At 40.1% G+C, this 24,178-nt stretch carries 29 protein-coding genes and 2 pseudogenes; 11 read left to right on the top strand and 20 right to left on the bottom strand.

The annotated features are described in order from the left end of the window. Nucleotides 1–168 precede the first annotated feature (168 nt). On the bottom strand, nt 169–1,056 hold the full coding sequence (locus tag Q8865_02230) for a DMT family transporter (protein MDP4152245.1): 888 nt from the start codon (nt 1,054–1,056) through the stop codon (nt 169–171). A 126-nt stretch (nt 1,057–1,182) separates the two neighbouring features. Here Q8865_02230 and Q8865_02225 point away from each other — a divergent pair, with 126 nt between their 5' ends. After that, entirely contained in the window at nt 1,183–2,031 is an 849-nt protein-coding gene (locus Q8865_02225) for a serine hydrolase (GenBank protein ID MDP4152244.1), read from the top strand. A gap of 31 nt (nt 2,032–2,062) precedes the next feature. Here Q8865_02225 and Q8865_02220 read toward each other — a convergent pair whose 3' ends face one another. The 9 genes from Q8865_02220 to Q8865_02180 form a co-directional block, all read right to left on the bottom strand. Then, nucleotides 2,063–2,713: a class I SAM-dependent methyltransferase gene (locus tag Q8865_02220; protein MDP4152243.1), complete on the bottom strand. Its 651-nt coding sequence runs from the start codon at nt 2,711–2,713 to the stop codon at nt 2,063–2,065. 26 nt (nt 2,714–2,739) lie between these two features. Further along, nucleotides 2,740–3,219 (bottom strand): NUDIX domain-containing protein, encoded by a 480-nt coding sequence (locus Q8865_02215; GenBank protein MDP4152242.1) that lies wholly within the window; start codon nt 3,217–3,219, stop codon nt 2,740–2,742. Nucleotides 3,220–3,295: 76 nt separating this feature from the next. Next, nucleotides 3,296–4,090: a nitroreductase family protein gene (locus Q8865_02210; GenBank protein ID MDP4152241.1), complete on the bottom strand. Its 795-nt coding sequence runs from the start codon at nt 4,088–4,090 to the stop codon at nt 3,296–3,298. A gap of 82 nt (nt 4,091–4,172) precedes the next feature. Beyond that, the gene (locus tag Q8865_02205; GenBank protein ID MDP4152240.1) at nt 4,173–4,337 is read right to left on the bottom strand and encodes a hypothetical protein; all 165 of its coding nucleotides are present in this window, start codon (nt 4,335–4,337) and stop codon (nt 4,173–4,175) included. 94 nt (nt 4,338–4,431) lie between these two features. Next, on the bottom strand, nt 4,432–5,286 hold the full coding sequence (locus Q8865_02200) for a type II CAAX endopeptidase family protein (protein MDP4152239.1): 855 nt from the start codon (nt 5,284–5,286) through the stop codon (nt 4,432–4,434). 85 nt (nt 5,287–5,371) lie between these two features. Further along, nucleotides 5,372–5,821 (bottom strand): GNAT family N-acetyltransferase, encoded by a 450-nt coding sequence (locus tag Q8865_02195; protein ID MDP4152238.1) that lies wholly within the window; start codon nt 5,819–5,821, stop codon nt 5,372–5,374. Nucleotides 5,822–5,839: 18 nt separating this feature from the next. Beyond that, entirely contained in the window at nt 5,840–6,478 is a 639-nt protein-coding gene (locus Q8865_02190) for a hypothetical protein (GenBank protein MDP4152237.1), read from the bottom strand. Then, nucleotides 6,475–6,978 (bottom strand): flavodoxin family protein, encoded by a 504-nt coding sequence (locus Q8865_02185; GenBank protein MDP4152236.1) that lies wholly within the window; start codon nt 6,976–6,978, stop codon nt 6,475–6,477. Before Q8865_02185 ends, Q8865_02190 begins: the two co-directional genes overlap by 4 nt. Continuing rightward, a complete protein-coding gene (locus Q8865_02180) occupies nt 6,975–7,556 on the bottom strand; it encodes a TetR/AcrR family transcriptional regulator (GenBank protein ID MDP4152235.1) in 582 nt (193 codons plus the stop codon). Before Q8865_02180 ends, Q8865_02185 begins: the two co-directional genes overlap by 4 nt. Nucleotides 7,557–7,712: 156 nt before the next feature. Here Q8865_02180 and Q8865_02175 point away from each other — a divergent pair, with 156 nt between their 5' ends. The 3 genes from Q8865_02175 (at nt 7,713) to Q8865_02165 (ending at nt 9,654) form a co-directional block, all read left to right on the top strand. Further along, a complete protein-coding gene (locus Q8865_02175; protein ID MDP4152234.1) occupies nt 7,713–8,366 on the top strand; it encodes a TetR/AcrR family transcriptional regulator in 654 nt (217 codons plus the stop codon). Then, nucleotides 8,363–9,070: a flavodoxin family protein gene (locus tag Q8865_02170; protein MDP4152233.1), complete on the top strand. Its 708-nt coding sequence runs from the start codon at nt 8,363–8,365 to the stop codon at nt 9,068–9,070. The genes Q8865_02175 and Q8865_02170 overlap by 4 nt, the downstream gene beginning before the upstream one ends. Before the next feature lie 98 nt (nt 9,071–9,168). Continuing rightward, nucleotides 9,169–9,654 (top strand): hypothetical protein, encoded by a 486-nt coding sequence (locus Q8865_02165; protein ID MDP4152232.1) that lies wholly within the window; start codon nt 9,169–9,171, stop codon nt 9,652–9,654. A 151-nt stretch (nt 9,655–9,805) separates the two neighbouring features. Here the strand turns inward: Q8865_02165 and Q8865_02160 are convergent, their stop codons facing one another. Continuing rightward, nucleotides 9,806–10,366: a TetR-like C-terminal domain-containing protein gene (locus Q8865_02160; protein ID MDP4152231.1), complete on the bottom strand. Its 561-nt coding sequence runs from the start codon at nt 10,364–10,366 to the stop codon at nt 9,806–9,808. 169 nt (nt 10,367–10,535) lie between these two features. On the opposite strand from Q8865_02160, the pseudogene Q8865_02155 reads away from it, so the two are divergent. After that, a pseudogene (locus tag Q8865_02155) lies at nt 10,536–11,237 on the top strand (ABC transporter ATP-binding protein). 5 nt (nt 11,238–11,242) lie between these two features. Beyond that, on the top strand, nt 11,243–14,287 hold the full coding sequence (locus Q8865_02150) for an FtsX-like permease family protein (GenBank protein MDP4152230.1): 3,045 nt from the start codon (nt 11,243–11,245) through the stop codon (nt 14,285–14,287). A 41-nt stretch (nt 14,288–14,328) separates the two neighbouring features. On the opposite strand, the gene Q8865_02145 is transcribed toward Q8865_02150, so the two are convergent. Next, nucleotides 14,329–14,553 (bottom strand): TetR family transcriptional regulator, encoded by a 225-nt coding sequence (locus tag Q8865_02145; GenBank protein MDP4152229.1) that lies wholly within the window; start codon nt 14,551–14,553, stop codon nt 14,329–14,331. Between the two features lie 125 nt (nt 14,554–14,678). Between Q8865_02145 and Q8865_02140 the strand changes: the two genes are divergently transcribed. Genes Q8865_02140 through Q8865_02130 form a run of 3 tightly spaced genes read left to right on the top strand, consistent with a single transcriptional unit; the run spans nt 14,679 to nt 15,703 of the window. Beyond that, nucleotides 14,679–14,879: a helix-turn-helix transcriptional regulator gene (locus tag Q8865_02140; protein ID MDP4152228.1), complete on the top strand. Its 201-nt coding sequence runs from the start codon at nt 14,679–14,681 to the stop codon at nt 14,877–14,879. Then, nucleotides 14,876–15,436 (top strand): hypothetical protein, encoded by a 561-nt coding sequence (locus Q8865_02135; GenBank protein ID MDP4152227.1) that lies wholly within the window; start codon nt 14,876–14,878, stop codon nt 15,434–15,436. Before Q8865_02140 ends, Q8865_02135 begins: the two co-directional genes overlap by 4 nt. A gap of 57 nt (nt 15,437–15,493) precedes the next feature. Further along, on the top strand, nt 15,494–15,703 hold the full coding sequence (locus Q8865_02130; protein ID MDP4152226.1) for a hypothetical protein: 210 nt from the start codon (nt 15,494–15,496) through the stop codon (nt 15,701–15,703). A 207-nt stretch (nt 15,704–15,910) separates the two neighbouring features. On the opposite strand, the gene Q8865_02125 is transcribed toward Q8865_02130, so the two are convergent. From Q8865_02125 to Q8865_02095, 7 genes and pseudogenes are all read right to left on the bottom strand, one after another. Beyond that, nucleotides 15,911–16,288, bottom strand: a complete 378-nt coding sequence (locus tag Q8865_02125) for a hypothetical protein (protein ID MDP4152225.1) — start codon at nt 16,286–16,288, stop codon at nt 15,911–15,913. Nucleotides 16,289–16,327: 39 nt separating this feature from the next. Further along, nucleotides 16,328–17,302 (bottom strand): serine hydrolase, encoded by a 975-nt coding sequence (locus Q8865_02120; protein ID MDP4152224.1) that lies wholly within the window; start codon nt 17,300–17,302, stop codon nt 16,328–16,330. 224 nt (nt 17,303–17,526) lie between these two features. Beyond that, nucleotides 17,527–17,979, bottom strand: a complete 453-nt coding sequence (locus tag Q8865_02115; protein ID MDP4152223.1) for an 8-oxo-dGTP diphosphatase — start codon at nt 17,977–17,979, stop codon at nt 17,527–17,529. Between the two features lie 22 nt (nt 17,980–18,001). Then, nucleotides 18,002–18,808: an amidohydrolase family protein gene (locus Q8865_02110; protein MDP4152222.1), complete on the bottom strand. Its 807-nt coding sequence runs from the start codon at nt 18,806–18,808 to the stop codon at nt 18,002–18,004. Between the two features lie 100 nt (nt 18,809–18,908). Next, a complete protein-coding gene (locus tag Q8865_02105) occupies nt 18,909–19,640 on the bottom strand; it encodes a GNAT family N-acetyltransferase (GenBank protein MDP4152221.1) in 732 nt (243 codons plus the stop codon). Nucleotides 19,641–19,707: 67 nt separating this feature from the next. Further along, nucleotides 19,708–20,061 (bottom strand): VOC family protein, encoded by a 354-nt coding sequence (locus Q8865_02100; GenBank protein ID MDP4152220.1) that lies wholly within the window; start codon nt 20,059–20,061, stop codon nt 19,708–19,710. 202 nt (nt 20,062–20,263) lie between these two features. Then, nucleotides 20,264–21,096, bottom strand: a pseudogene (locus Q8865_02095) (restriction endonuclease). A gap of 354 nt (nt 21,097–21,450) precedes the next feature. Here Q8865_02095 and Q8865_02090 point away from each other — a divergent pair. Further along, nucleotides 21,451–21,987 (top strand): PadR family transcriptional regulator, encoded by a 537-nt coding sequence (locus Q8865_02090; GenBank protein ID MDP4152219.1) that lies wholly within the window; start codon nt 21,451–21,453, stop codon nt 21,985–21,987. Nucleotides 21,988–22,108: 121 nt separating this feature from the next. After that, complete coding sequence (locus tag Q8865_02085) at nt 22,109–23,683, top strand: MDR family MFS transporter (GenBank protein ID MDP4152218.1); 1,575 nt, start codon at nt 22,109–22,111, stop codon at nt 23,681–23,683. Between the two features lie 175 nt (nt 23,684–23,858). On the opposite strand, the gene Q8865_02080 is transcribed toward Q8865_02085, so the two are convergent. Then, nucleotides 23,859–24,173, bottom strand: coding sequence for a 2Fe-2S iron-sulfur cluster-binding protein (locus Q8865_02080; protein ID MDP4152217.1), 315 nt, complete (start codon nt 24,171–24,173; stop codon nt 23,859–23,861). Nucleotides 24,174–24,178 lie beyond the last annotated feature (5 nt).

The raw sequence follows: 24,178 nt of genomic DNA, 5'->3' as shown, positions 1-24,178 counted from the left end.
ATTATTAAAACTGCCTTTTTTTTATTGTCTATGATATAATGCCGCTCAGAGCTCAGAGCATTATTGCCAGTCCACATTGTTTTGACGTAAAAAAACAGAAAAAGTTCTTTATAAATATATATTTTACCAAAAGTAAGCTTCACACACAAGGAACAAAGTATAAAAAAACTATGATTTTGCCTCAGATATTTCGCTATTTGATTTTTTGATTACTAAAATGGAGACTGCGGCGATAATAAGTATACAGCCTGCCGCTTTTTGAACCGAGATGTGTTCGCCTAGGAACAATCGCCCTGAAATAAGGCTTGTCACCGGCTCGAACAGGCAAAAAATTGCGGCAGTTGAGGCGCCGAGATGTTTTATCCCTGATTGAAGCAGGGCAACCGCCAAAAATGAGGTGCAGATGGAAATCACAAATAAATATAAGAATGCTTTAGGAGGCAGTATGAATACAATTTTCCGCGTTGGGACGTTGTAAATTATCATTGCAATCATAACGAAGACCGCTATGTAAAATGAAACTTTATAGGGGTCAATATCGTTAAGTCCGCGCTTTTCTGACCCGACCATGTAAAAAGAATATGTAAGTCCGGACGATACCGCCAGCAAAATGCCCGAAAAACCAGAAATCTGACTTGGATCGATAAAACATATAATGCCGGCGCCAGCTATCACTAAAGCAATGATCTTGCGCAGACTTAAGCGGTCTTTATAAAAAAAGCGGCAGATAAGCGCAACAAATACCGGATATAGAAAGTGCAGTGTCGTCGCTGTGCCGATGCCGACATATTGATAGGATTTATAAAGCAAAAGAGTTGTTAAGCCACAGCCGATGATCCCGATAACAGCGATATTTCCGACTGCTTTAAGCGGTATTTTAAGAGTCATTCTTTTCATCAGAATCACAATAAGTAAAATCGGAATGGCAAGCAGATTACGATAAAACGTTACTGTTTCGGGCGTGCTGCCCATATTGTAGGTGAATGAGGCAAACACAGGGGTTATGCCAAACAGCACCGCGGAAACTATCGTATAGACCATACCTTTTAATTTCATAACTAAGATCCCTTCACTGCAGCTTTTTACACGCTATACTATCATATATTAACACCACATAAAAAGTCAACTTTGTTGACAGACTGTGACTGTTATGGTAGAGTGTTTTTTCGAAAGGGGATGTTAATGTTGCTTGAAAGGCTTACTGAGCAGGCAAAGAAGGACAAACTTAATATATATAATATTGCGGAAATGACTAAAGAGGTGACAAGGGCTATACATTTACAGCCTGCCAACTCCTGCAACAACAGCTATTCCGTGGCTAAGGTGTTTACAGTGACCGCAATAGGAATGCTTCAGGATGACGGCATTTTAAACGTTAAAGACCATTTGTTCCCTATATTCAAAGATGCATTTCCGCCCGTTTACGATAAAAAATGGGAAAAGGTAACAATTGAAGATGCGATAAAGCATCGGGTGGGTTTTGATAAAGGGTTTCTTGATATTGATGCAGAAAATATTTATGAATACGGCGCCGATGATTTTTTGCAAATTGTCCTTTCGCACAGCCTCAGTTTTGAGCCGGGAACCCAACGGGTATACAGCGATGCGGCATATTATCTGCTTTCCCGCATAGTAACCGCAAAAACCGGAAGAAAGCTTGACGACTTTTTGCTGGAGAGACTATTTAACCCGCTTGAATTTCAGGAAATAGCCTGGAGCAAATGCCCAAAAGGTTATCCGATGGGTGCGACCGGATTATATATACGGACAGAGGATATGGTAAAACTGGGCTTTGTATATCTCAGCGGCGGGATGTACCGCGGGAAACGGATCGTATCTGAAGCGTGGGTCGATCAGGTGCTCAGATGCGGGTATGAATTAAGACATTTCGGAAACGGCAACTCGTATGGCAAACGGGGAATGAACGGGCAGATGCTGTATATTTCATTCGATTCAAAAACAGCGGTCGCATGGCACGGGTATAACAGGGATGGGGTGGATTCAATGCTTGAACTGTTAAAAAAAGATTGACGTTTGCAGTCAATCTTTTTTTATATAAAACTTATTTTTTTGAAATGATGATAGTCGTGTTTCCCTCACGCCAGACAAACTCTGCTGATGCAAACCCAGCCTGCAAAAGCATACTCACCTGATTTTCTATAGTACAGGGCGTATCAAAATGATAGAACTCACCGTCAGGAATGTTTTGCTCTTTGCGTACCCTGCTGTTTTCGGCATATAAGAAATCCTCTTCCGCCTTATCTGTAACCATATAATCGCATTCTATGTATGTTCCGCCGCTTTTAAGTGACTTGCAGACCTCAGAGTAAACAGAAATTTTTTCAGAATGCGAAAGATGGTGCATCGTCTGAAACGAGATTGCCGCATCATATAGATCAAAACCAAAATCATAGCCGAGATAACTGCCGTTGATGATAGTTATATCTCTTCCGGAATATTTTTCTTTCAATTTTCGAGTCATCGTCTCGGACAGATCGATACCTGTTACGGAAATCGAAGGGTACAGCTCAAATATCTTGCCAAGTTCAAGCCCTGTTCCACAGCCAAGATCTAAAAGTTTTGAAGTAGCACTTGGGAGAAGCTTAGCCATTTCCAAATATCCGTTTTTACAGCCTTCCACATTTTTAAGCATGTGTTCATCATATGTATCGGCACGATCTGCGAAAAAATCACTCATTTTTTCTAAAACCATGTTTCCTCCATAAGGTCAAAAATCCATTAACCGTGATTATACGGGATATGCGTCGAGTCCAAAAACAGCGGACTGTCACTGTTAATTATTTTGAGAATATTATCCCCGACGGCTTTCGGCAGCAGCCGGATTCCATTTAGTCGGTCTATGTCGACCCACTCGCTTCCTATCTGCAGTTCATCCTTTTCCGTGGGTTCTGTTCTTTCTTCATCAGTTAGACTGCATACAAAAATATGATACATCTTGTGCGCATAATCAGGACGTTTTTCCCGAAATTCTTCAGAATCACAAATTTCTTCGCATAAAGCGGCAAATCTGGCAGGCGAGACGGTGTATCCGGTTTCCTCAAGACATTCCCTGATGACAGCGTCATAAAGCGTTTCATATGTATTTTGACCACCGCCGGGCAGCGAAAAATATTCGCCGTTATATTTATCAAAGCATTTGTTTATAAGAACTTTTCCGTCATTAACGATGATCGCTTTTGCAGTGCTTCTGATACTCATCATTTTCTCCTCAAAAATTTATTTGAACTATAATTATATCATAATATCTGGCGGAAAAATATTTTCATCTTGCAAATCATTTAATAACCGCAGAAATTAAATATGTCAATTTTTTATATGTGTTATTATGGTTTGACAACCTGGATAAAATCACTTTATTTCCGTAATGAGAAGCGCAGATTTCGGCATGAGATATTGCAATACCGCAAGAAACTCCCTGCATCCTTTTCAAAATAGCGCCTGGCATCAAACCTTTTAAATTGTCACTATTTACAGGGGTGAGAAAGGATGGCTGTTCACAGTAAAAGTGTATAGCGCCGGTATCTGGCTCAATACGCCAAGGTTGTCTGTTGATGCCGGAAGGAGCGATTCTTATCGCCTGTACTGCTTGTTTTAAAAAATCACTCTCAGGGTTTTTCAGGCATATCTCATTAATCGGCTTTCGATTTATTTCTTCTAAGTTTTCACGAAATAACTGATCTTTCGCATAGCCGAAAGCAATAGAAATTACATATGGCAGTTCAAACGCTGACTTTTTCGGTTTAAGAGTGCCTATCCAGCACGTTCCGATTTCTTTGGCAGTTAAAAAGGCAATCAGTTTTTCGCCCATATATCCTGCGTTTTCCCCAAACCATGGCTTACTCTGAGAAGTGATAACTACATAGTAAGGAGATAGGATTGCAGGAGAGTTTTCAAAATATTTCGGCATATTTTTACTCTCTACTAGAGTGAATTTTACATTTATATCGCTGTATATTGGCTGTAGAGAACTAATGAATCCATTAATTTCATCCAATATATTTGAATCAATCTCTTTATCCTCATATTTTCGCACGGATTTTCTTTTTAGGATCGCTTCATACAAATCCATAATAATCACCCACAATATTAATTTTGCTATCATTATACCATACAAAAAACGATGAGCAAGTTCAACTTATAAACATTTATTTTTATTCGAAATTCAGCTCACGCGCAGCCTTTACAGGCTTTCGCTTTAAAATGAGCTCGTAATACAGCAGGGAAGCGGCGGCGGCTAAGACATGGCTGATCAAAACAGCCGTCCAAATGCCGTTTAGTCCAAGCGACGTCAGAGAGAGCAGTTTCGCAAGCGGCATACGAACGGCGCCATATTCAGCGCCATGGGTGGTAATGAATCAAAGTCAATGAATATTATTCATTCATTAAATAAAAAAGAAAATCCATGGCAGATTAGACCTCTGACACATGGATTTCTTCATTTATATATTCTTTTCTTAGAGCTCGCTTTTCTTTTCTGTCGGCGAGCAGCCATATAATTACTGCGGCAATGAGCGCGATGCAATAGTATACGATCATTCCACTTTTGTTTGGAAACGTGTCAAATAAAGCGTTCCAGTTATAAATGGCGCCTATTGAATTCATAAAAGTGTGATACGTCACGCAAGCGATCACGCTTTTTGTTGCCTTGTAGATCGACGCCCCTACAAAAGCCCAAACGGTTATAGTTATTGCAAATCCAGCAAGACTGTCACCGTAGTGATTTGAAGAGGGCTCTATCCATAGCGGAAGATGCCATGAAAACCAAATTGCGCTGACCATAAATGTCGCTATTGGAAAAGGAAACTTTTTTTCAAGCGCAGGCTGAAGAAAACCACGCCAACCGATTTCTTCAACGCCTCCGCCGATTATCATCACAGGAAAGGCAATAATCATAACATACCAGGGAGAACTAGTTCTTGTGCCGTAAATGATTGCGGCGCATAAAACCGCGGCGCAAAAAGCCGCAGTTATAAGAAACGTTTTTATTATATCAGCAGTATGTAAAATCAACTTGAAAAAGTCTTTCACAGACCTGATTTTTTTGTGCCGCTTCAAGACTATATAAATTGCGATCATAGGATTGGGTGTGGTGAATAATATGCCTGTTATCGCGTAAAACACGTAGCCTGCCGTTAGCGTGCCGTTTTTAGCAAATGCTATGGAATAAGGCTCAAGGAGAAGGATTATTATCTCACTGACCGCCGAGATTAGAAGTACCCAGCCGAGATATTCCCACACGGGAGCCTTTTCATTATCTTTCCACATTTACGTCTTCTCAACTTTCAGATATTATAAATTACTAAAGTCAAGTATATCATAAAAAATAAATGAAAAAAAGGGTGCGGTAAAGCTACCCCTTCCCATTATGGATAACACACTCCATAGGTGTATAACGAAGGCCATTTGTGACTTGCTCAGTATCAATATCTGTGAATCCAAGCTGATGGTAGACAGGTATGGCAAACGGTGACGAGTGAACCGTTATTTTCCCGCTGAAATTATCTTTACATATGCGTGAAAAAAGAGCTTTTCCAATGCCCTGCCGCTGATATTGCTCATTTACAAAAAATAAGGAGATATGATTTCCACTGCTGCGAGTTGCAATAGTTCCGACAATATCATCCCCATCGAAAGCTCCATAAAATTTTAATTGGCTCAAGAATTGTGAGTCGTGAATGCATTTGAAGAATTCCGTTATGCCCTGCTCGCCGTAATCGGGGGCTTCAAATGTTTTAAATACTGTCCATGCGAGTTCTGCCGCATTTTCTATTTCATTGCCGCTGAGTTCTCGAATAAGCATTAAAGCACCTCATTTGATCTAAAGTCGTCTTAAAATTTCATATGTTTTAAGTCCGTTCTTTTTAGCTGTTGCATTCCAAAATGTGTGAGTGGCTGTAAACCTCCACACAAAACGCGGAAAATTCGGACTTATAAACAACGATTCGCCACAGCTTCTAGACTGAATATTATCAGCCAGACTGTTCATTGCGGCGCCAAGATTTTTGAGCGGGCCGTGACCGAGGGGAACCTGCTGTAAAGAGCCTATCATTTCGCCGGCACCGTGGCAAACCCCCTGCCCGAAACGAAGATCAGAACGCAGACACCAGTTTTGAAGTATTTCAAGGGCGACGCAGTTCTGCTTTCCTTCAAAAAAGCCGTTATTTATCAACGCATAGACAAAAATGTCCTTCTTCCGTTCAGCTTTCATGCGTTTCTCCAGCTCAACGAGCATCCTGAACAAATGAGAGGGGATAGCGTCAATATATAACGGAAAGGCGAAAACGAGCGCATCCATACGGCAAAGCTCGCAGTATTGCACTTCGGAAAGCGGTTTTCTGTTTAATTGATAGTGGAATATCTCGTTTCCGGTTAGGATAAGCGGCTCAAGTTTTTGAAGCATAAACTCCGAATTGCTTTTGCTGGGCTTAGGGCTTCCGTTAATCAATGCAATTTTCAATTTAATGCCTCCCCGACTGCTTGCAGATCTTTATGAAAATATACCATGTTTCCAATAGAATAGAAATTTTTACTGTTTGCCACCACAAGTTTTCTTGCGGTTGCCATTTCCGCTTCTGTTATATCGTCGCCGTAGAAGTGCACCGATAGTGAAAACTGATGCGCATAACGGTTGCGATGATGTGTTTCTCCTTTTTTGGTGACAAAATAGGGAAGCAGGTATGACATGCTTCTGTCCCAAATGTTTCGGATAAAAGGGCTATAACTGCCGTAAATGCACTTGCTTATGATGGTAAGCTCGTCGCATTTTGACAGCAGTGCTCCCATGTTCTGATAGCCGTCCTTCATAACGCATATTCCAGGCGTCTTTATCCAGCATCCGTAGCATCCGATGCAATTGTGTATTTTACCGTTGTCGGAAATAATCATAATCTCTTTACTCGGATTGTGTCCGAGAGACAGGAATTCTTCTTCACTTAAGTCATGCACTATCATTTTCATTGGTTTTCCTCCTTAAAGGCGATTCGTGTAAATACTTCATGCCAGTCGCCGGAATATTTGATTCCGGGGACGGAAAGCAGCGAGGCGATTCCGTGAACTATAGACCAAAGTGCCGCAAGCCTTTCCGGATATTCCTTTTCCGGCAGTTTTTTACTGCTGAAAAGCCTATAGGCAGTAGTGCGGAACAGGGAAAAGGGCGGGTAGTCATTTGGGCTTTCACGATCTAAATCGATAGTCAAACCGGAATGGTGAAAGAGAAACTGAAAATATTGCGGATTTTCGATGAAAAAGTCGATATAAGCGTTGCCAAGAAGCACGATTGCGGCAGGGTTGTTTTCACAGCCGTCAATAGCCGTATGCAATTTTTCCATAAAATGCTCTGTCACATGTTCGCCCATTGCGCCGATCAAGTCATCTATGCTAGTAAAATGGCTGTAAGGGGCAGCGTTGCTGACGCCGCATTTGGCGGCGACTTTGCGCAGTGAAAAGCCTTTCAGACCTTCCTCGTTGATCAGCTCGATACCGGATTCTATCAGTTGGTTTCTTAAATTGCCATGATGATAAGGCTTGTCTGCCATTAAATAGATACCTCCACTAACGATCTTGACATTGTAAAGATTATCGCACACGATCTTTACGGTGTCAAGATTAAATTTGCAGTAACTGTTGACATCTTGAGTTTACGTGGTATACTGACAGTATATTAGATATACCATCGATATACAGGAGGCTATATGGATACTTTATCAAGAAAAGAACGTGAAAGGCTGACAAGAGAGAATGAAATAATAAAAGCCGCGCAAAAAGTGTTTTGCGATCATGGATATAATGACGCATCTATGGATGAGATAGCCCGAAACGCTCAGTTTACCAAACGAACGCTGTATCAATATTTTGCGAATAAGGAAGAATTGTATTTCAGCGTTGTTATTAAAGGATATGAACAGCTCTACACAAAAATTAGTGAAGCGTTGAAAAAAGACGATAACGGTTTTATGAAAATATATCACTCATGCATAGCTTATTACGATTTTTATACTTCTCATCCGGAAGTAATCCGGTTGATGAATTATGCGGGCTATGCCAAAAAGGATGCCAGCGGCGACAGTCCGAGACGCGAGAAGCTAAGTAATCTCGACAATGAAGTATTTAAGGCGATCGCCAAAGTTATCGAAGAAGGCAAGGGCGACGGCAGTATTAAGCCTGATCTGGACGCAAATATGGCAGCATACAGTCTTGTTTACACGGTTACAGGCTTTTTTAACCAGCTCTCGATTTCAGGAAAAACTTTTACAGGTCATTTTAATATCGAATTTGATAAATTTGTCCCTTATTCCTTAAATTTATTACTCAACTCAATAAGAAACGAGCGGGAGGCACAGCTATGAAAGAAATCAAGGTCGCTGCGGTTATAAGCAGTGCGCATTTTAGTGGAAACGGAGCAGAACTTGCGAGAGAGGTTCTTAAAGGGGCTAAGTCGAGGGGAGCGGATACGGAAGAAATATTTCTTCAGAGGAGAGAACTAAAATATTGTACAGGATGCCTTAAGTGTATTTCAGGCGGACATTGTCCAATACAGGACGATTTTGAGGAAATCAGAAAATTGCTTTATGCCGCAGACGGCATTGTTTTATGCTCGCCCACGTTCGGGGGCACGATCAATGCCGCCATGAAAAACCTGTTTGACCGACTTGGAATGTTTGAACGGTGCACATCGATGCTCGGAGGCAAGTATGTGATTGGTCTTTCCACTGCAAGTAATGAAAGCGCAGCAAAGAAAACCGCAAAAGAATTAGCAAAAGGCATCAGCCTCGGCACATTTAAGCGAAGCATGACATCAGGAATAATCGGAGCAAGCATTCTGCCTGACGGAATTGCAAAAAACAGCGTTTGTCTGGCGGATGCATTTAAAATGGGTGAAAAACTTGTTGATGACATCATTACGGGTAAAAAATATCACACTCAAAATATAGCGGGCAGGGTGATCATGCATAAAATAGTGCGGCCTATTATGTATTCCTATATTGTTGACAACAGAGAAAATACCACGAAGGCGGTTTATGAGAACCTTTGCGATAGAGGACTGGCATAATGCGTGTTCTGAAAAAAATATCAAACTGTTTTAAAAAAATCTCTTCGGGAAAATATGTTATAGTTTTTGTACTGCTGTTTTTTGCTGTCGGCAGTTTAATGGAAAGCAGTTTTATGGGTTCGGCGAAATTAAGAGAACTCAGCGGCGGAACAGGCATGATAGATATGCGGTTTTGTTATAGTCCGAAAACGGCATATACAATGTTAACCAACATGGGGGCTCCGGGAAGGGCTTTTTATGCTAAACTTTTATGCCTAGATTTTGTCTTTTCAGTGTTCTTCATGTTTGCAAACTCTACACTTATCACTTTGCTTTTAAGACACATCAAAGCAGACAGCCGATTTCTTTTACTTAATATATTGCCTGTGCTTAGAAGTATATTTGATATTTTCGAAAACTGTTTTCTATTTATAATGATTTTTCTATACCCCAGAAAGTTGACGGCAATTTCGATTATTTCAACAATATTTACCTCGGTGAAATGGTCGATCTATGGTATTGCACTCGCTGTGACACTCGCACTTACTGCTATCCTGATTTATAAAAAATCCGTAAAAAAGATTGATGCTCAATACCCAGTATAAAAACCATGCTTGTTTTGATTGTACCATGAAAAAATTTCAAATTGGGATTTTGCTTTCAAAAGCAGTAAAATCTCCTTAGTAAAAGCAAGAAAGAATTTAAACTTCTTTCTTGCTTTTTTGTGGCTTTTTCCTAACTCGTAATAGCTTGATTTTATTCAAACGACATTCTTCCGTTTATCGATAATTTCAATATAAGCTCTGCCATCTCCCGTTCAGGCTTTTTCATACCGTCTTTGAGCCACTTCTGAATAATTCCGATAGTGCCGCTTGCAAAAAACAGAAACATATATTCCGAAACCTCTTGATCTGCTGTCATCGATGAAAAATGCTGCTTTCCGATGATTTTTATAACTTCCTGCTGAAACTGAATATCCCCATTCGAATTAAGCAGCAAACCAAACAGCTCTGAATTTTCTTTTACATATTCCATAATCTTTTTGAGCATTTCGACAGGCTCTTCCGAGATAACATTAAAGTCATGCCCAGTCAGATACTGATTGATGCCGTCGATAAGCTCTTGCTCGATCCGATGAAGCAGATCGTATTGGTCTGAATAATGGGCATAAAAAGTTGCGCGGTTGACGTCAGCGTCATCGCAGATTTCTTTTATCGTGATTTTCGCAATTGGCCTTTGCTTCAATAGTTTAATAAAACTCTCCTTGATGACCATTAAAGAGTATTTGACCCGTCTGTCTATTTTTTGATCTTTCATATAAGTCACCCAACTAAAAATATTTTTGCTGATTATTATACATTTTCTGTAAATCCGTTGTCTAAATATCATTTGCTAACTATCTGTTCGTTGTGATTATGCCATAAAGTTATTATAATATATCTTAGTTGAATAAACAACATAATGTTTAGTAAACTGGAGGGTGTTTATGGCGTTTATCGAGTTTGAAAATGTTAAGAAAGAATATATTACCGGGGATGTGACGATCACAGCCGTCAATGATTGTTCTTTTTCAATCGATAAAGGCGAGATGGTCGTAATACTCGGCCCGTCCGGCGCCGGAAAAACCACGGTATTAAATCTGCTTGGCGGGATGGATACACCCAGCGGCGGCCAGATCATCGTTGACAATCAAGGGCTTCATGATTATGGGAAAAATAAGCTGGTGAGTTATAGGCGTAATGATATTGGTTTCGTCTTTCAGTTTTAGAATCTTGTGGGAAATTTGACAGCCCTAGAAAATGTAGAGCTTGCCTGCCAGATTTGCTCCGATTCACTCGAACCTAAAACGATTTTGGATCAGGTCGGATTATCTGAAAGACTTACGAATTTTCCTGCCCAGCTGTCCGGGGGAGAGCAGCAGCGCGTCGCCATAGCCAGGGCGATCGCCAAAAATCCAAAGCTGCTTTTATGCGACGAGCCTACCGGCGCTCTTGACAGCGTGACAGGTCAGCGGATCATCGAGCTGCTGCAAAAGACATGCAGAGAAATGGGCACAACAACGGTTTTGATCACCCATAATGCCGCCCTGGCAGATATTGCGGACAAAGTTATCCGTATAAAAAACGGAACAGTTAATGACATTATCATTAATGAAAATCCTAAAAAAGCCGAAGAAATCGCGTGGTGATTCTAGTGCTCTATAAAAATACTCTAGTCAAAATCAAAAAATCTTTAGGAAGGTTTCTATCACTTTTTGGTATCGTGCTGGTGGGCGCTGGATTTTTCGCAGGCATACAGGCAAGCTTTCCAGATATGATCACGTCGATCAGTCAGTATAACAACAGCCACAAGCTTATGGATTTCAAGATCGTCAGTACAATGGGGCTTACTAATGACGATGTAAACGCGCTGAAGGCTTTGAAAAATGTAAGCGGCGTGACTCCAAGCTATTCTCTGGATGTTTTGGATCAGAGTAAAGCGATCCGGGTTCATGCGATTGAAAAATCGGTAGATACCGTTGAACTAATAAAAGGCCGGATGCCGAATACTGACACGGAATGTGTCGCGGATAATCAAAGCTATAAGGTAGGCGATAAGATCGTCATTACCAGTGACGTGAGCGGACTTAAAAACACGGAATTTTCTGTCGTGGGTACTGTGCAGTCGCCGCTGTATCTGTCGTACGATTATGGAAATACCACAATCGGCGACGGAAAACTGTCCTCCTTCATTTTTGTAAACAGAGAAAATTTTACGCTTGAAGCCTATACTGAAATCTATCTGAATGCCGCTGGAACCAGCAACGTTGCCACATATTCTAAAGAATATGACGCCCTTGCGTCACAGCTTGATAACGAACTCGTGAATCTGAAACCGATAAGGGAGGATGCACGGTATAAAGAGGTTTACAACAAGGCTGCAGGTGAAATCAACAGCAATGAGGCAACTCTGAATGATGAAATGGCAAAAGGCGAAAAGCAGTTGAACGACGCAAAAGCACAGCTGGATGCAAATTCAGTGAAACTCGACGATGCCAAGAAAGAGCTTGCTAAAAATGAGGCCGACCTGCAAGAAAAAATTAAAAAACAGAATGAGTCTTTTCGGTCAGCAAAAGCTCAGATCGCAAGCGGTCGCGATCAAATCACCATTTCATTGCAGCAGAGCGGTATAACTCAGGATGAATTGGGACGCAAGATCAATGAGCTCAGCTTAGCTATCCAATCCATGAAAGAACAGCAGGGAAAGATTCCTGCTGATAATCCGCAATACGTTCAGCTTAACGCACAGATCAGTCAGTATACTGCACTGTCCCGGCAATTAGTCGAGCTTCGTGCATCAATCGATACGCTGAATGCGAAAGAAGATCAGCTAAATCAGGGGATCAAGCTTTTCAACTCGCAAATCAGGAGTGTACAGCAGCAGATAGCAAGCGGGAAGACCCAGCTTGCTGCAAACCAAAAGAAGCTCGATGACGGGTATAAGCAATACAATGAAAATTTAGCTTCCTTCAACTCCAAAATGGCTGATGCAAAGATAAAGGTTCAAGATGCCAGAGATAAGCTTGCCGGTGCCGAAAAACCCCAGTGGACAATCCTTGACAGGGATATGGCCGTCGCAGGCTACGATAATCTGAATTCAGGAGCTAATGTGATCTCTTTGGTCGCTAAGTTTTTCCCCATATTTTTCATCTTGATCGTGCTGCTTATGACCTCCAACACCATGACCCGGATGATAGCGGAAGAACGCGGAGAGCTTGGCACTCTAACGTCGCTTGGCTATAAAGATATTAGCATTATTTCAACCTATTTGTTTTATGTTCTGTCGGCTACTGTTTCGGCGACTGTGATCGGTTACTTCGCCGGATGCACTGGCATCCCGAAAATTATCTATGCCTGTTTTCCATACATCCTGCCGCCGCTTATCATCAGGTATAACATCATAACTCTTCTGCTGATTTTGGTGGTTGCCGCTGGGGTCATGACGCTGGTGACGGTTGTTTTCTGCAATCAGGAGCTAAAGGGGAGCCCGGCTTCTTTAATGCGGCCGGTTCCGCCAAAAAACGGGCAGACCATCCTGCTTGAAAGGTTCGGTTTTATATGGAAACGATTATCTTTTACGTGGAAAGTCACCATGCGCAATCTGTTCCGTTATAAGCAAAGGGTCGCTATGACGATTATTGGGATAGCGGGCTGCACCGCCATGCTGCTCACAGGGTTCGGTCTGAAAGACAGCATTAACGGCATAGCACAAAGGCAATATGGCGGGATCTTTAGATACGGTGATTTAATGGTGCTTAAAAATGAGAGACAGGATATAAGCGGGGAGTTTGCAAAGCTCCTAGCGAAAGAACAGATCCAAAATCCGGTTTTAATCAGACAAACTGCCTTTACATGTGAGTCGGAAGGCAAATCGCTGGATGCATATCTGATCGTCCCGGAGAATGAGGAAACGTTTTCTAAATACTTCAACCTTACAAGCACAGTAACCGGAACCGGCACGGCGCCCGACGACAATGGTGTTGTCATCTCGAATAAGCTTTCCAAGACTTTTAAGATAGGGAAAGGTGATAAGATAACTGTAAAGGATGCCGATAATAAAGAATATACGTTACCTGTATCCGACGTCACCGAAAACCACTTTCTTGATTATATATATATGAATAAAAGTCTGTACAGCAAAATATTCGGTAAATCAGTATCTTATAATATAATCGTATCAGATTATTCCGGAAACAAAAAAACTTTGGCTGAGCATATGATAAGCAGCGATACGGTCATCAATGTAAATTTCAAAGACAATATGCTGCTTCAGGCTGAGGAAGCGAATAAAAGCTTGAGCAGTGCGGTTATTTTGATCGTCTGCATTGCTTCAATCCTGATGGTAATCGTGCTTTACAATCTGACATCTATCAATATCAGCGAACGAAAACGTGAAATCGCCTCACTGAAGGTGCTTGGATTCAGTGACAGTGAAACTAATGAATATATCTACCGTGAAGCTTTGATACTTACATTTATCAGCATTGGACTCGGTTTGCTTTTGGGTCTCGGCCTGCATCGCTTTGTGATGGAAATTATCAATGAAAATGCGCCTATTCTGTTTTTTATAAAAATAAAAGGTCTGAGTTTTGTCTGGACTATACTGATAACAATGGCTGTCTCGATAATTATGCAGGTCGTAACCTATTTTAAACTGCAGAAGGTTGATATGATAGAATCATTGAAATCGGTGGAATAAAACAACAGGAATTGAACCTATGAGGGTTTCAATTCCTGTTGTTATTTAAGATATCTTTGATTCACATAAAGGTTGACTAGGCAGCAGCCATTTAGTGATCTCGTCGTTGATAACATCCGCAATTTCATGATTGATTCCGTGACCGACACCGTCTTGATGCCGACATCCTTTGCAATATCCCGTATAGATACAGACTTATAACCGGATTTTTCAAACATCGCAAGTGCCGACTGTGTAATAAGTTCTTTTGTGCTGCTTTCTTCCATGTATGCCTCCACCTAACACTTGTTAGATTGTCAAGCAAATCGAATTAAATTACAACAAAATGCAATTTATATATTGCATTTTGAAATATATAGCATATAATATGCAATAAGGGAAGTGATATGGATTGAAAAATAAAAAAATAAGGATAGCGAGGGTGGAATGTGACATGTCACAGGAAGATTTGGCTGATGCGGTTGGCGTTACCAGGCAGACGATTGGTCTGATTGAGAGCGGCCGTTACAATCCTACACTTAATCTGTGCATTGCTATTTGCCGTGCAACCGGGAAAACATTAAATGATCTGTTTTGGGAGGACGAAAAATGAAAAAAATCGATAATAGTTTATTAAAGCAACATTCAGTAAATCAATTAAAACAAGACGAGCGCTCGGCCAATAACGCCCGCATGGCATGCGCATGGGCCGTGTTGGCGACGTATGCATACATTTTGATTGAGATAATTGTCAAGGCTAGTATAGGAAAACTTCAAAACATGGGGTGGGATTTTGGACTGATAATGCTTATCACTGCCGTGTTGATATTTGCGAGAAAGGACAGAGCGGAGGCTATGCTGCCCTGGACAATAACCCACAAGCGCCTTCCGACGGGAACATCTGCAAAAGAAAAGCATGTAAGATACAAACAGTATGCAATTAAATCCGGCGTTTGGGCGGCGCTTTTTTCGCTGCTCGAAGCATCTCTTAATTATGGATTAAAATTCGATTACTATATAAATCATTCGCTTGGAATCATTGTGAATTGCATTTTCTTTTTTGTAATTATTATGACAGGAAACTTTTTATTGGGTGAACACTTCGTTAAACGATATAATAAAATTTGCAGCAAACTTGAGGAAGAATCCGAAAAAGAAAGTGATGATTAAGCAAAAGCGGCACTATCTAAGGCAAGAATAATCGAATAGGGAAAGCAGGAATTAAGCTTGAAAAAAAGAATACTCGTTAATGGCATAATTGCGTTGATAATAGTTGCAATATATGAGGGCATAGGGTTAATATTTAATATTGATATTCTAAAGATTATGACATTTACTGAGTCTTCCTTTAGAATTAGTATTGCAGGTCTTTTACTGTGTGCTATTACCGGATTGATTTTTGATTTAATCAGATTGAAAATCAAAAAACATAATTAAAGCCTCTAAACTTTATGAATAACCATTTACGAGAGAGGCTGTTTCCGGATAAAAAATCAAAAGCTATGTGCAGGTCAAACTCCTGTACATAGCTTATTTAATGACAAATTTTGCAATTCATATTTTGTTCGGATTGAAGTAAAAGCTAGATGTCCAAAACAAGAATTGTGAAATAATAATAAACTGTAAAAAAGATTCACATGCTGTTTACTCATGGTGTAAATTATTTCGATTACTGATTTCATCTGTTATCAGAGATTTTGCAGTATGCATTGCCATTATCATGTTCCCAAAGCGGGTGTGAAAAGAGGTGCCTTTCGCAAATTTCAGCTGCGCTTTTTCGCATTTACTAATAATAGAAGACACGGGGCGCAGGGCATCTGTCAATTCTTCATTCGTATATTTGTCCGCATTTTCATCTGTTAATAATGATTTTGAAATATACAGTGCCTTTATCCTGTTTTTAAGGAGTGTATACTGCGAGGTGCCTTCCGCAAATTTTGGCTGTGCTTTTTCACAGTTGCTGATGGTTGAAGAAACAATTTTCAGAGCTTCTTCTAATTCTTCTCTTGTATATTCGCCCATAGCTTTACCTCGATTCTGATTACTGCTGCTTGAAAATAGCTAATCAAGAAGCGGAAGAATATGCTCGCCTATTAGGATACATCTGTCCTTAGGATTCATCATAAATGCAGATGCAACTGCAATCACCAGTTGTTTTTCAGGAATGCAGCAGATGATATTGCCGCCGTCACCCATCGCGGCGAAGGCAGGGAGGTTTCCGAAAGCAAGCTGCCACCACATGTAGGCATAGTGATTTTGGTTTGCGGTGCTGCATGCGGACACCCATGCTTTAGGAATAACTTGCTTCCCGTTCCAGAAACCATGATTAAGATAAAGCGAGCCGAACCGTGCCATATCGTCCGGCGTCAGTGTAATTCCCCAGCCGCCTGTTGTAATTCCCTGTGGGTCATTTGCCCATCCTTTCAGATCCTTTCCGAAAAGTGTGTCAAAACTCATATCAGCGGCAGTCAGCAGGTGCAGTTCTATTTCTGCCATTCCAACCGGCTTGAACAGGACTTCATTTGCAAATTCACGTGTGCTTTTTCCGGTTGCACGTGTAAGAATGGCTGACAGTAAATGAGCGCCCTCTGTAGAATATTTGAAATTGCCGATCGTTCCGTTTTTATCAATCATTTCTAAAGCAAATCGAACCCAGTCTTGTGACATTGAAAAAGCCTCGAGTGGCTCTTCAAAATCCGCAAAGGAATAGGGGACGGTCATATTCAAAAGGTTTTCAATAGTTGCCGAGTCACGATTATCGCATTGATCTTTGAACTTATAATCGGGGAAAAATGAAATTACTTTTTGATTTACTGACTTCATATATCCCTGCTCAACAGCTATCCCGGTCAGTGCCGACAGGATGCTTTTGGTGAGAGACGCCACATGGATGGGAGTGCACATATCATAACCGTTAAAGGATTGACGATATACAACGTTTCCATCCTTCACGATTACAATCCCGCATATATTATCGTATTCCTTAACAATAACATCGTAAAGTTTTGATTTGTCTGAATCACTGATTTCAAACATGCTATGACTCTTTTCGCCAAATATCATAATTTTGCATTTTCTGCGCAGGTTTTTCTCCTTATAATTCTTAGTACATCGATGTCTGAGAAGAGCATATTATGATATAAAATTTTTTGCAAGACTTTTTTTAAAACAAATATCGATTTTGGAAATAAATCGTGTTGTAAAGCGGAAAATCATAATAATTCTTAAAATATCTTGTAAATTCGCCCACTAGCTTTATCTCAGTATATCCTTTTTCCCCATCCGCTTTGTTTTTTACAGTAATAGAATTCACTTAAATTATCTTCTTCGAAAACTTTAAGCATATCTTCAAAATCTTTAGCAAGTCTATAATTCTTTAAATCAGCTCTGTCAACCCAGAAAACCTTTCCTTCGTCTGAAGAAGTCAGTTTTCCGGAAAATTTATTAGCTTTATAAAGCAAAACCACATATCTGCTCAAATTTTCGTTTTGCCATTCCTTTATGCCGCATAAAACGGGGTTTTCAATAGTTAATCCCGTTTCTTCGCATACTTCACGAATAACCGATTCAGTGAATGACTCGCCATTTTCCACATGACCGCCGGGGAATGTGATCCCAGGCCACTTTTCGTCAACTCTGTCCTGCACTAAAATCTTTCCTTCGTCATATATCATGCACATGTTCGTAAAAGTCGCAGGTATATATCTGTCCATTAAATTCTCCCTTGCAGGTAAATCATATAGATAGGATTTTTTTCGCGTTCAGGCTGAAAATATGCTCCTTAATGTTGTCCGATAGATTCAGACGCACTATTTTTTCAATCTGGTCGTCAATGCTTGCATAGGGGGTGTCTGTGCCGAAAACTATATGGTCATAGCCGAAATCGTCGATCGCCTGCATAATGTCACTGCCCTGAATCCTATCTGAGCTTGAAGTATCAAAGTAGACGTTTTTTAAATTTACGCGGCTTTCTTTAAAAAGATTGGTTCCGATCAAATGACCTATTATGAATGTTGCATCCGGGTTTTCCTTGATAAATCTCGTCAGCTTCAGAACTTCCTTTTTTGAATAAATATGAATAAAGACAGGCAGTTTGTGCGACGACGCAATATCGACAAGTTTTTTAAATTCAACGCCGTCGATTTTAAATTTATTCCATGATTGTTGAAGTTTGATGCCCTTCGGCTGATATGCACGAATATTATTTTCCAGGTTATTGATATGCCCGACGTCAAGCGGGTTTACCCATAGAAACTGGGTGATAAGTTCGGGAAGCTGATTTTTTAATTCATAGACAAATTTATTCCCGTCGCCGTTATCTTTGAAAAAATGGTTGTAAGCCATCCGGTTCATGCGGTTCATAATATAGATGCTGTCGGGCGTCTGTTTAATAGGAAGACTCGGCGGCTTCGGCAGATCATGAATGTTTTTGGGACTTGTACATAATACGACTTTCTCCAAATTATAATTTGCAGCCGTATTTTTTATGGATTCAGCTGAACCGTAGTTGCCAGCGGCATGGGCGTGAATGTCAATAATCATAATCTAAAGTTCCTTTTTTGATTACCTTATTTTTTGTAAAGGATATTATAGTACAAAACGACCGAATATTTCCATACTCGACAAAACAAAAACAAAATAACTACTTTTGAATGTAAACTGTATATGGATGATCCAAGTGATACCCCAGTTTTTGCGCCAACGAGGCAGAACGCAAATCATGTGCATCCCAGCTTGGATATAGTCCACGCTTTAAACATTCTAAAATCAACCCCGCGCAGCAGGCGGAAGCAAACCCCTTTTGCCGAAATTCGGGGGAAGTATCCACTTCGATCTCTATTCCACCGTTATATACGGTATAAGAAGAGGCGCCTGAAACTGGTTTGCCCCCGTAGATTACGGCGACGCCCAGACCTCTTCTGCTAAAATCGTCATAATTTAAAAATTGTGAGCAAAAATCTTTTGACCATTGTTCTGTAAGCGAATATTCATAAATTTCTCTATCAAACAGTTTAAGTGCGCATGTCTTTGGCAAGTAGTTTGAATATTCAGTGAGTTTGTTAACATCGAAAATATCAGGTTCTTTTTTTATAGCATAGCGCATTGCTTTTTCGACTCGATTTCCCCAAACACATTCAATAACGTTGCCCCATTGGTCATTTTGAGGAACAATTATGGGCGCTGTTGTCCCCGCCACAAGCGCAAAATTTGGCGCACCCGCCAAAAAGCAAAAATCGCCCACCGTAATCAAAGCCGCAGATGGATTTTCTTCATCGTCCGCAGTCGCATACCCCATGCAGCCCTGTAAACAAGACCATATCATTGTTTCTTCCCATCCCGAGAATAGGGGAGCTATCTTAAGAAGATCTGCCATTCACGATGATCCTTTTCAAAATCTTATTTAAAATTAAGTATATCATAAATTATCTAAAACTTATAATTCAATCATGTTCAACATACTCAACAATCGTTCCATCTGCGTGTTTCACTGTCATATTGGCTCCGGTAGGCACCCTTTTTAAATCCCTTATTATAATAGCGTCATGCTTTAATAAATAATCTCTGAACTCGGCAACTGAATCAACTAAGAATGTTGCCTTAGTATTACGAAAAGGCTCTAAGGATTTTTCGCAACCACATAAAATTAAGATATTTTCGACTTGGGCTAATTCCAGATTTACTTCTTGATAGTTAAACCTCGAATTGCACTTTTTATGAAAAAGCCCTTCATAGAATTCTATTGCGCGGTTTATATCATGAACATAAATTCTGGTTAATACCTGTTTAATTATCATTTTTTATTCCTTCTATTCGTCATTATATTGTCAAAATCAAGTATAGCATAAAAATTATTAGGCGACATAAAAAATCCATGTGCCGATTCATTTCGACGCATGGAGCTTTATTGTCGGAGTGAAGTTTAAAAACTTGGAGAAATCCAGTGATACCAATTGATTTGCAGGCAGTTGAAAAGCAGTATTTTATTGTTACTCCTAATTATAGCGATGAAAACCAAGTCTCATCTATCGAATAATCTGTAACAGGCATTACACCTAATTGAAGTTCTCTTAATTTGTCAATTAATTCATCACCATCAATTAAGTCAATAGGGGCAGTTCCAGCTCTATTAGCTTCTTGTATTGAAGCGGAAGTAAATTTCCCTGTAGTAATAAAAAGACCCTTATCAGCTCTACCTTGCATAGCTCCTCTAAAATCCCGCATTTCACCTGCGGAAACAGATCCCTGATATCGTTTGCACTGAAAGAGCATATGAAAGCTAATAATACCGTTTAATTTTATTATGCCGGTTCCATCGATTCCACCGTCACCAGTTCTACCGGTTACTTGAACCTGAACAAATCCTGATTCACGCAACATGCGCTGAGTTAAACGTTCAAAAGCATCAGGAGATAGTTTTGAAGTACATTTCTGAGTTTATCTCTCCAACTTTGTATTTCATCAGGCGTATCTACACCATCATTTTCAGGACTGTCATCATTAGCTTTTATCATTTCGGTTTTATTTAACTTAAGAAATGACATTGTACGAACCTGTAAGACAATTTCATTAGGATTAATAGTCTGTAATTCACGACCTTTAGTTGTAAGCGCCCATACTCCACGGGATGAGTTTTCTAATATCCCAACTTTTTTCATATATGTACGTGTCCAAGCTAAACGATATTCCACTTCAGTTTTATTACTATCATTATGTGGAAAACTTGCCGTTTCTTCAGGAAGATTAAGTAATTTAATCGTTTTTTGGTCTATTTCATCGACGGTTCCAGAACCGCCCAATTCCTTTATAGCTTGAAAAAGTTGAGGCATCATTTCGTTATACGCTGGTCCGTCATATTTCTCCACTGTTTTAGCCCTCAAATCAATGTTATTTATGAATATTTTGTCATATTAGAAATCGGATGTCAAGGTATATAAAAAAATCGGGTAGTCAGATTTGACTACCCGATTTGTGTCTCATTAGTACAATTTAGATGCAGAATAAAACAGCGGGTACAAAACAAAACGGCTCCCTACAAAAGTAACGGGCTCGATTTTCCTCCCGTAAAACGGGTGTCTCAATTTTGATTTTTTCAAAGTGTTGATTTCCTGTAACAAAAACTATTGACAAATTCAAAAAATAAATATACTATAAAGTAGTATAATATATACCACTTGGAGGCGTACATGTCAACTGTCGATTTGATGTTACTTGGGGCTTTAATGGCAAAACCGATGAATGCATATGAAATGAAAAAGAATATGGAGAGTCGCAACATAAAGTCGTGGGTGAAAATCAGTTCCCCTTCGATTTATAAAAATCTCATTGCACTGAATAAAAAAGGGTATCTTGACGGCGAAATTGTAAAGGAAGGGGAAATGCCGGAGAAGACGATCTATTCGATCAATGAAAAAGGCCAGAGCTATTTCATGCATTTGATGGAAAAGTATTCGGAAGAGCCGGGAATGGTCTATATCGATTTTATAGCATTTATTGCAAACCTGCACAATGTCGAGCCGGATAGGGGTTTGGTGATGATAAAAAACCTCCAGAGCAGGTTGTCGGAAGAAAAAAAATGCATTCAGTCCAATATTGAGGCAAAAAAAGAATTTGCCCCCTTTCGCGCAATTTCTATTATTGAGCTTTACGACAATATGTATTCACTGTTTTTCGACTTTTCTGAAAAAATCTACAAGGAATTTGCTGAAAAAGGCGGCCTCTGATAGTATGTTATAAGAATCATGTTCTAAAAATCATGTTCGAAAATGAGCATGATTTTTTATCAGCCAAATGGTATAAATTATACTAGTACAATATAAACTACTTTTAAGAGGAGATGTTTTCATGAAAACAAAAAGTTTAAGCAAAACTGGAATTATACTGATTCTTGCGGGACTAATGGCAAGCCTTCTACTTTCAGCTTTGGACTCAACCATTGTCGGCACCGCAATGAAAAAAATAGTAAACGACTTGCAAGGGATGGAATACTATGCGTGGCCGTTTACGATCTATATGCTTTGTTCAACCGTTATTACCCCAATATCGGGCGGAATTGCTGACACTTTCGGGCGGAAGCCGGTATTCATAATCGGTATTCTGACATTCCTGATTGGGTCAGCATTGTGTGGAATGTCGCAGAGCATGATGCAGCTCATCATTTTCCGTGGCATACAGGGAATAGGCGGAGGTATTATTGTCACCAGCGTATTTATAGTCATAGCAGATTTGTTTTCACCTGAAAAGAGAGGAAAGTATACGGGAATTGTTACATCCATATACGGGCTGGCGAGTATAATTGGCCCTTTCCTTGGCGGATTAATCATCGATCATCTTAGCTGGCGTTGGATTTTTTACATAAACGTACCCGTTGGAATCTTTGCTTTAGCGATTATAGTCTTTATAATGCCGAATTTTAAAACAGAGGGACAAAAAAAATCGGTTGATTATTCTGGAACATCTGCAATTATACTGGCTCTCGTTCCAATACTACTCGCCTTCAGCCTGGCCGGAAATGTTTACCCCTGGCTGTCGGTACAGATCTTCGGTATGCTTATTTTCTCACTTGCGATGTTGGTTCTTTTTGTTTTTTTCGAATCCAAATCAAAAAATCCCATTATTCCGCTTTCTTTTTTTATGAATAGAAGTATCACAGTGACCCTGTTTGTGGCATTTCTTACAAATGGAATCATGTATGCGGCCATTATGTACATTCCGTATTTTGCACAGGGAATAATTGGTACGACCGCAACGACTTCTGGCACAATCACAGCGCCAATGATGCTTGGTCTTTTATTCGCAAGTTTCGTAACTGGGTTTTTAACATCAAAGAGCGGCAAGAACAAAGCTTTTGTTTTCACCGCGTTTATTCTGATGGCTATCGGAACGTGGCTGCTTTCGACGATGAGCGTTCGTACACCGTATTCCCAAGTTATTCTCTATATGATCATTCTGGGTCTGGGCGTTGGAATCAATATGCCTATTGCCAACACAAATACGCAGAATTCCGTACCTCCGCAGCAGATAGGCGCTGCCACATCAACGGTTCAGTTTTTCCGGAATATCGGCAGCACCATTGGCTCGGCAATATATGGCACAATCATGACAACATCAATGAATGACGGGTTTTCAAAGCTGGATTTAAGGAATATTCCGGTTGGTATTCAGAATTCGCTTAAAAATCCTCAAATTATCACAAATGTAAGTTCTGTCAAGCAGATCATGCAGCATGTCCCAGAGGAATATTCAAACTATTTCAGTACAGTACTGGAACAGGCGAAAAGAGTACTTTCAGATTCCATGCATGATATTTTCTTATTTTGTATGTTTGCGGCTGCCGCAGGAATTGTTCTCACAATCTTCTTTAAAAATGCCCCACTTCGCGTAAAGAACCATAATGATATTGACGAGCAGGGGACTTAAGGAGTTTTGCATGGACGATGATAGCTAGACACTAAAAAACAGTGCACTGATTATGATTAATTCAACAGAGTCAGTGCACTGTTTTATTTTTACGATCAAGCAATTTATCTGAGTTGATTCTCCGTAAAAGTGGATTATGTGCTGCTGCTTACAAAAAAGTATAGTATACTTGTTATTACTGAATTTTCGGAATCACGACCAAATCTCTTAAAACATTGTCATTGACTGGTCTGATTTCAAGGACCTGTTCCTCTGAAATTTCTGTGGAACAGGCGAGCTTCACTTTGCCGTTAACATGCAAAGCGCATCTGCCGCAGATACCATGGTCACAAGCACCATGCTTAAAATACGCAATTGTGCTGTCCACATTTTCACTGATATAGTCCAAAACATCCATGACTGTCCAATGCGGCATTGCCGGCACATCAAACGTATCAAAATGGCCGGCGGTATCCGCAGACGGATCATAACGATATATTTTTACCTGCATTTTTT

The sequence above is a fragment of the Bacillota bacterium genome (assembly GCA_030705925.1).
Lineage (GTDB): Bacteria > Bacillota > Clostridia > Oscillospirales > Feifaniaceae > JAUZPM01.
This window is presented reverse-complemented; position numbering and strand designations above follow the sequence as displayed.

Bases quoted from the DNA above. Each gene is read 5' to 3' on its own strand.
- Q8865_02230 (MDP4152245.1), bottom strand. From the start codon at position 1,056: ATGAAATTAAAAGGTATGGTCTATACGATAGTTTCCGCGGTGCTGTTT.
- Q8865_02225 (MDP4152244.1), top strand. From the start codon at position 1,183: ATGTTGCTTGAAAGGCTTACTGAGCAGGCAAAGAAGGACAAACTTAAT.
- Q8865_02220 (MDP4152243.1), bottom strand. From the start codon at position 2,713: ATGGTTTTAGAAAAAATGAGTGATTTTTTCGCAGATCGTGCCGATACA.
- Q8865_02215 (MDP4152242.1), bottom strand. From the start codon at position 3,219: ATGAGTATCAGAAGCACTGCAAAAGCGATCATCGTTAATGACGGAAAA.
- Q8865_02210 (MDP4152241.1), bottom strand. From the start codon at position 4,090: ATGGATTTGTATGAAGCGATCCTAAAAAGAAAATCCGTGCGAAAATAT.
- Q8865_02205 (MDP4152240.1), bottom strand. From the start codon at position 4,337: ATGCCGCTTGCGAAACTGCTCTCTCTGACGTCGCTTGGACTAAACGGC.
- Q8865_02200 (MDP4152239.1), bottom strand. From the start codon at position 5,286: ATGTGGAAAGATAATGAAAAGGCTCCCGTGTGGGAATATCTCGGCTGG.
- Q8865_02195 (MDP4152238.1), bottom strand. From the start codon at position 5,821: ATGCTTATTCGAGAACTCAGCGGCAATGAAATAGAAAATGCGGCAGAA.
- Q8865_02185 (MDP4152236.1), bottom strand. From the start codon at position 6,978: ATGAAAATGATAGTGCATGACTTAAGTGAAGAAGAATTCCTGTCTCTC.
- Q8865_02180 (MDP4152235.1), bottom strand. From the start codon at position 7,556: ATGGCAGACAAGCCTTATCATCATGGCAATTTAAGAAACCAACTGATA.
- Q8865_02175 (MDP4152234.1), top strand. From the start codon at position 7,713: ATGGATACTTTATCAAGAAAAGAACGTGAAAGGCTGACAAGAGAGAAT.
- Q8865_02170 (MDP4152233.1), top strand. From the start codon at position 8,363: ATGAAAGAAATCAAGGTCGCTGCGGTTATAAGCAGTGCGCATTTTAGT.
- Q8865_02165 (MDP4152232.1), top strand. From the start codon at position 9,169: ATGGAAAGCAGTTTTATGGGTTCGGCGAAATTAAGAGAACTCAGCGGC.
- Q8865_02160 (MDP4152231.1), bottom strand. From the start codon at position 10,366: ATGAAAGATCAAAAAATAGACAGACGGGTCAAATACTCTTTAATGGTC.
- Q8865_02145 (MDP4152229.1), bottom strand. From the start codon at position 14,553: ATGGAAGAAAGCAGCACAAAAGAACTTATTACACAGTCGGCACTTGCG.
- Q8865_02135 (MDP4152227.1), top strand. From the start codon at position 14,876: ATGAAAAAAATCGATAATAGTTTATTAAAGCAACATTCAGTAAATCAA.
- Q8865_02125 (MDP4152225.1), bottom strand. From the start codon at position 16,288: ATGGGCGAATATACAAGAGAAGAATTAGAAGAAGCTCTGAAAATTGTT.
- Q8865_02120 (MDP4152224.1), bottom strand. From the start codon at position 17,302: ATGTTTGAAATCAGTGATTCAGACAAATCAAAACTTTACGATGTTATT.
- Q8865_02115 (MDP4152223.1), bottom strand. From the start codon at position 17,979: ATGGACAGATATATACCTGCGACTTTTACGAACATGTGCATGATATAT.
- Q8865_02110 (MDP4152222.1), bottom strand. From the start codon at position 18,808: ATGATTATTGACATTCACGCCCATGCCGCTGGCAACTACGGTTCAGCT.
- Q8865_02105 (MDP4152221.1), bottom strand. From the start codon at position 19,640: ATGGCAGATCTTCTTAAGATAGCTCCCCTATTCTCGGGATGGGAAGAA.
- Q8865_02100 (MDP4152220.1), bottom strand. From the start codon at position 20,061: ATGATAATTAAACAGGTATTAACCAGAATTTATGTTCATGATATAAAC.
- Q8865_02090 (MDP4152219.1), top strand. From the start codon at position 21,451: ATGTCAACTGTCGATTTGATGTTACTTGGGGCTTTAATGGCAAAACCG.
- Q8865_02085 (MDP4152218.1), top strand. From the start codon at position 22,109: ATGAAAACAAAAAGTTTAAGCAAAACTGGAATTATACTGATTCTTGCG.
- Q8865_02080 (MDP4152217.1), bottom strand. From the start codon at position 24,173: ATGCAGGTAAAAATATATCGTTATGATCCGTCTGCGGATACCGCCGGC.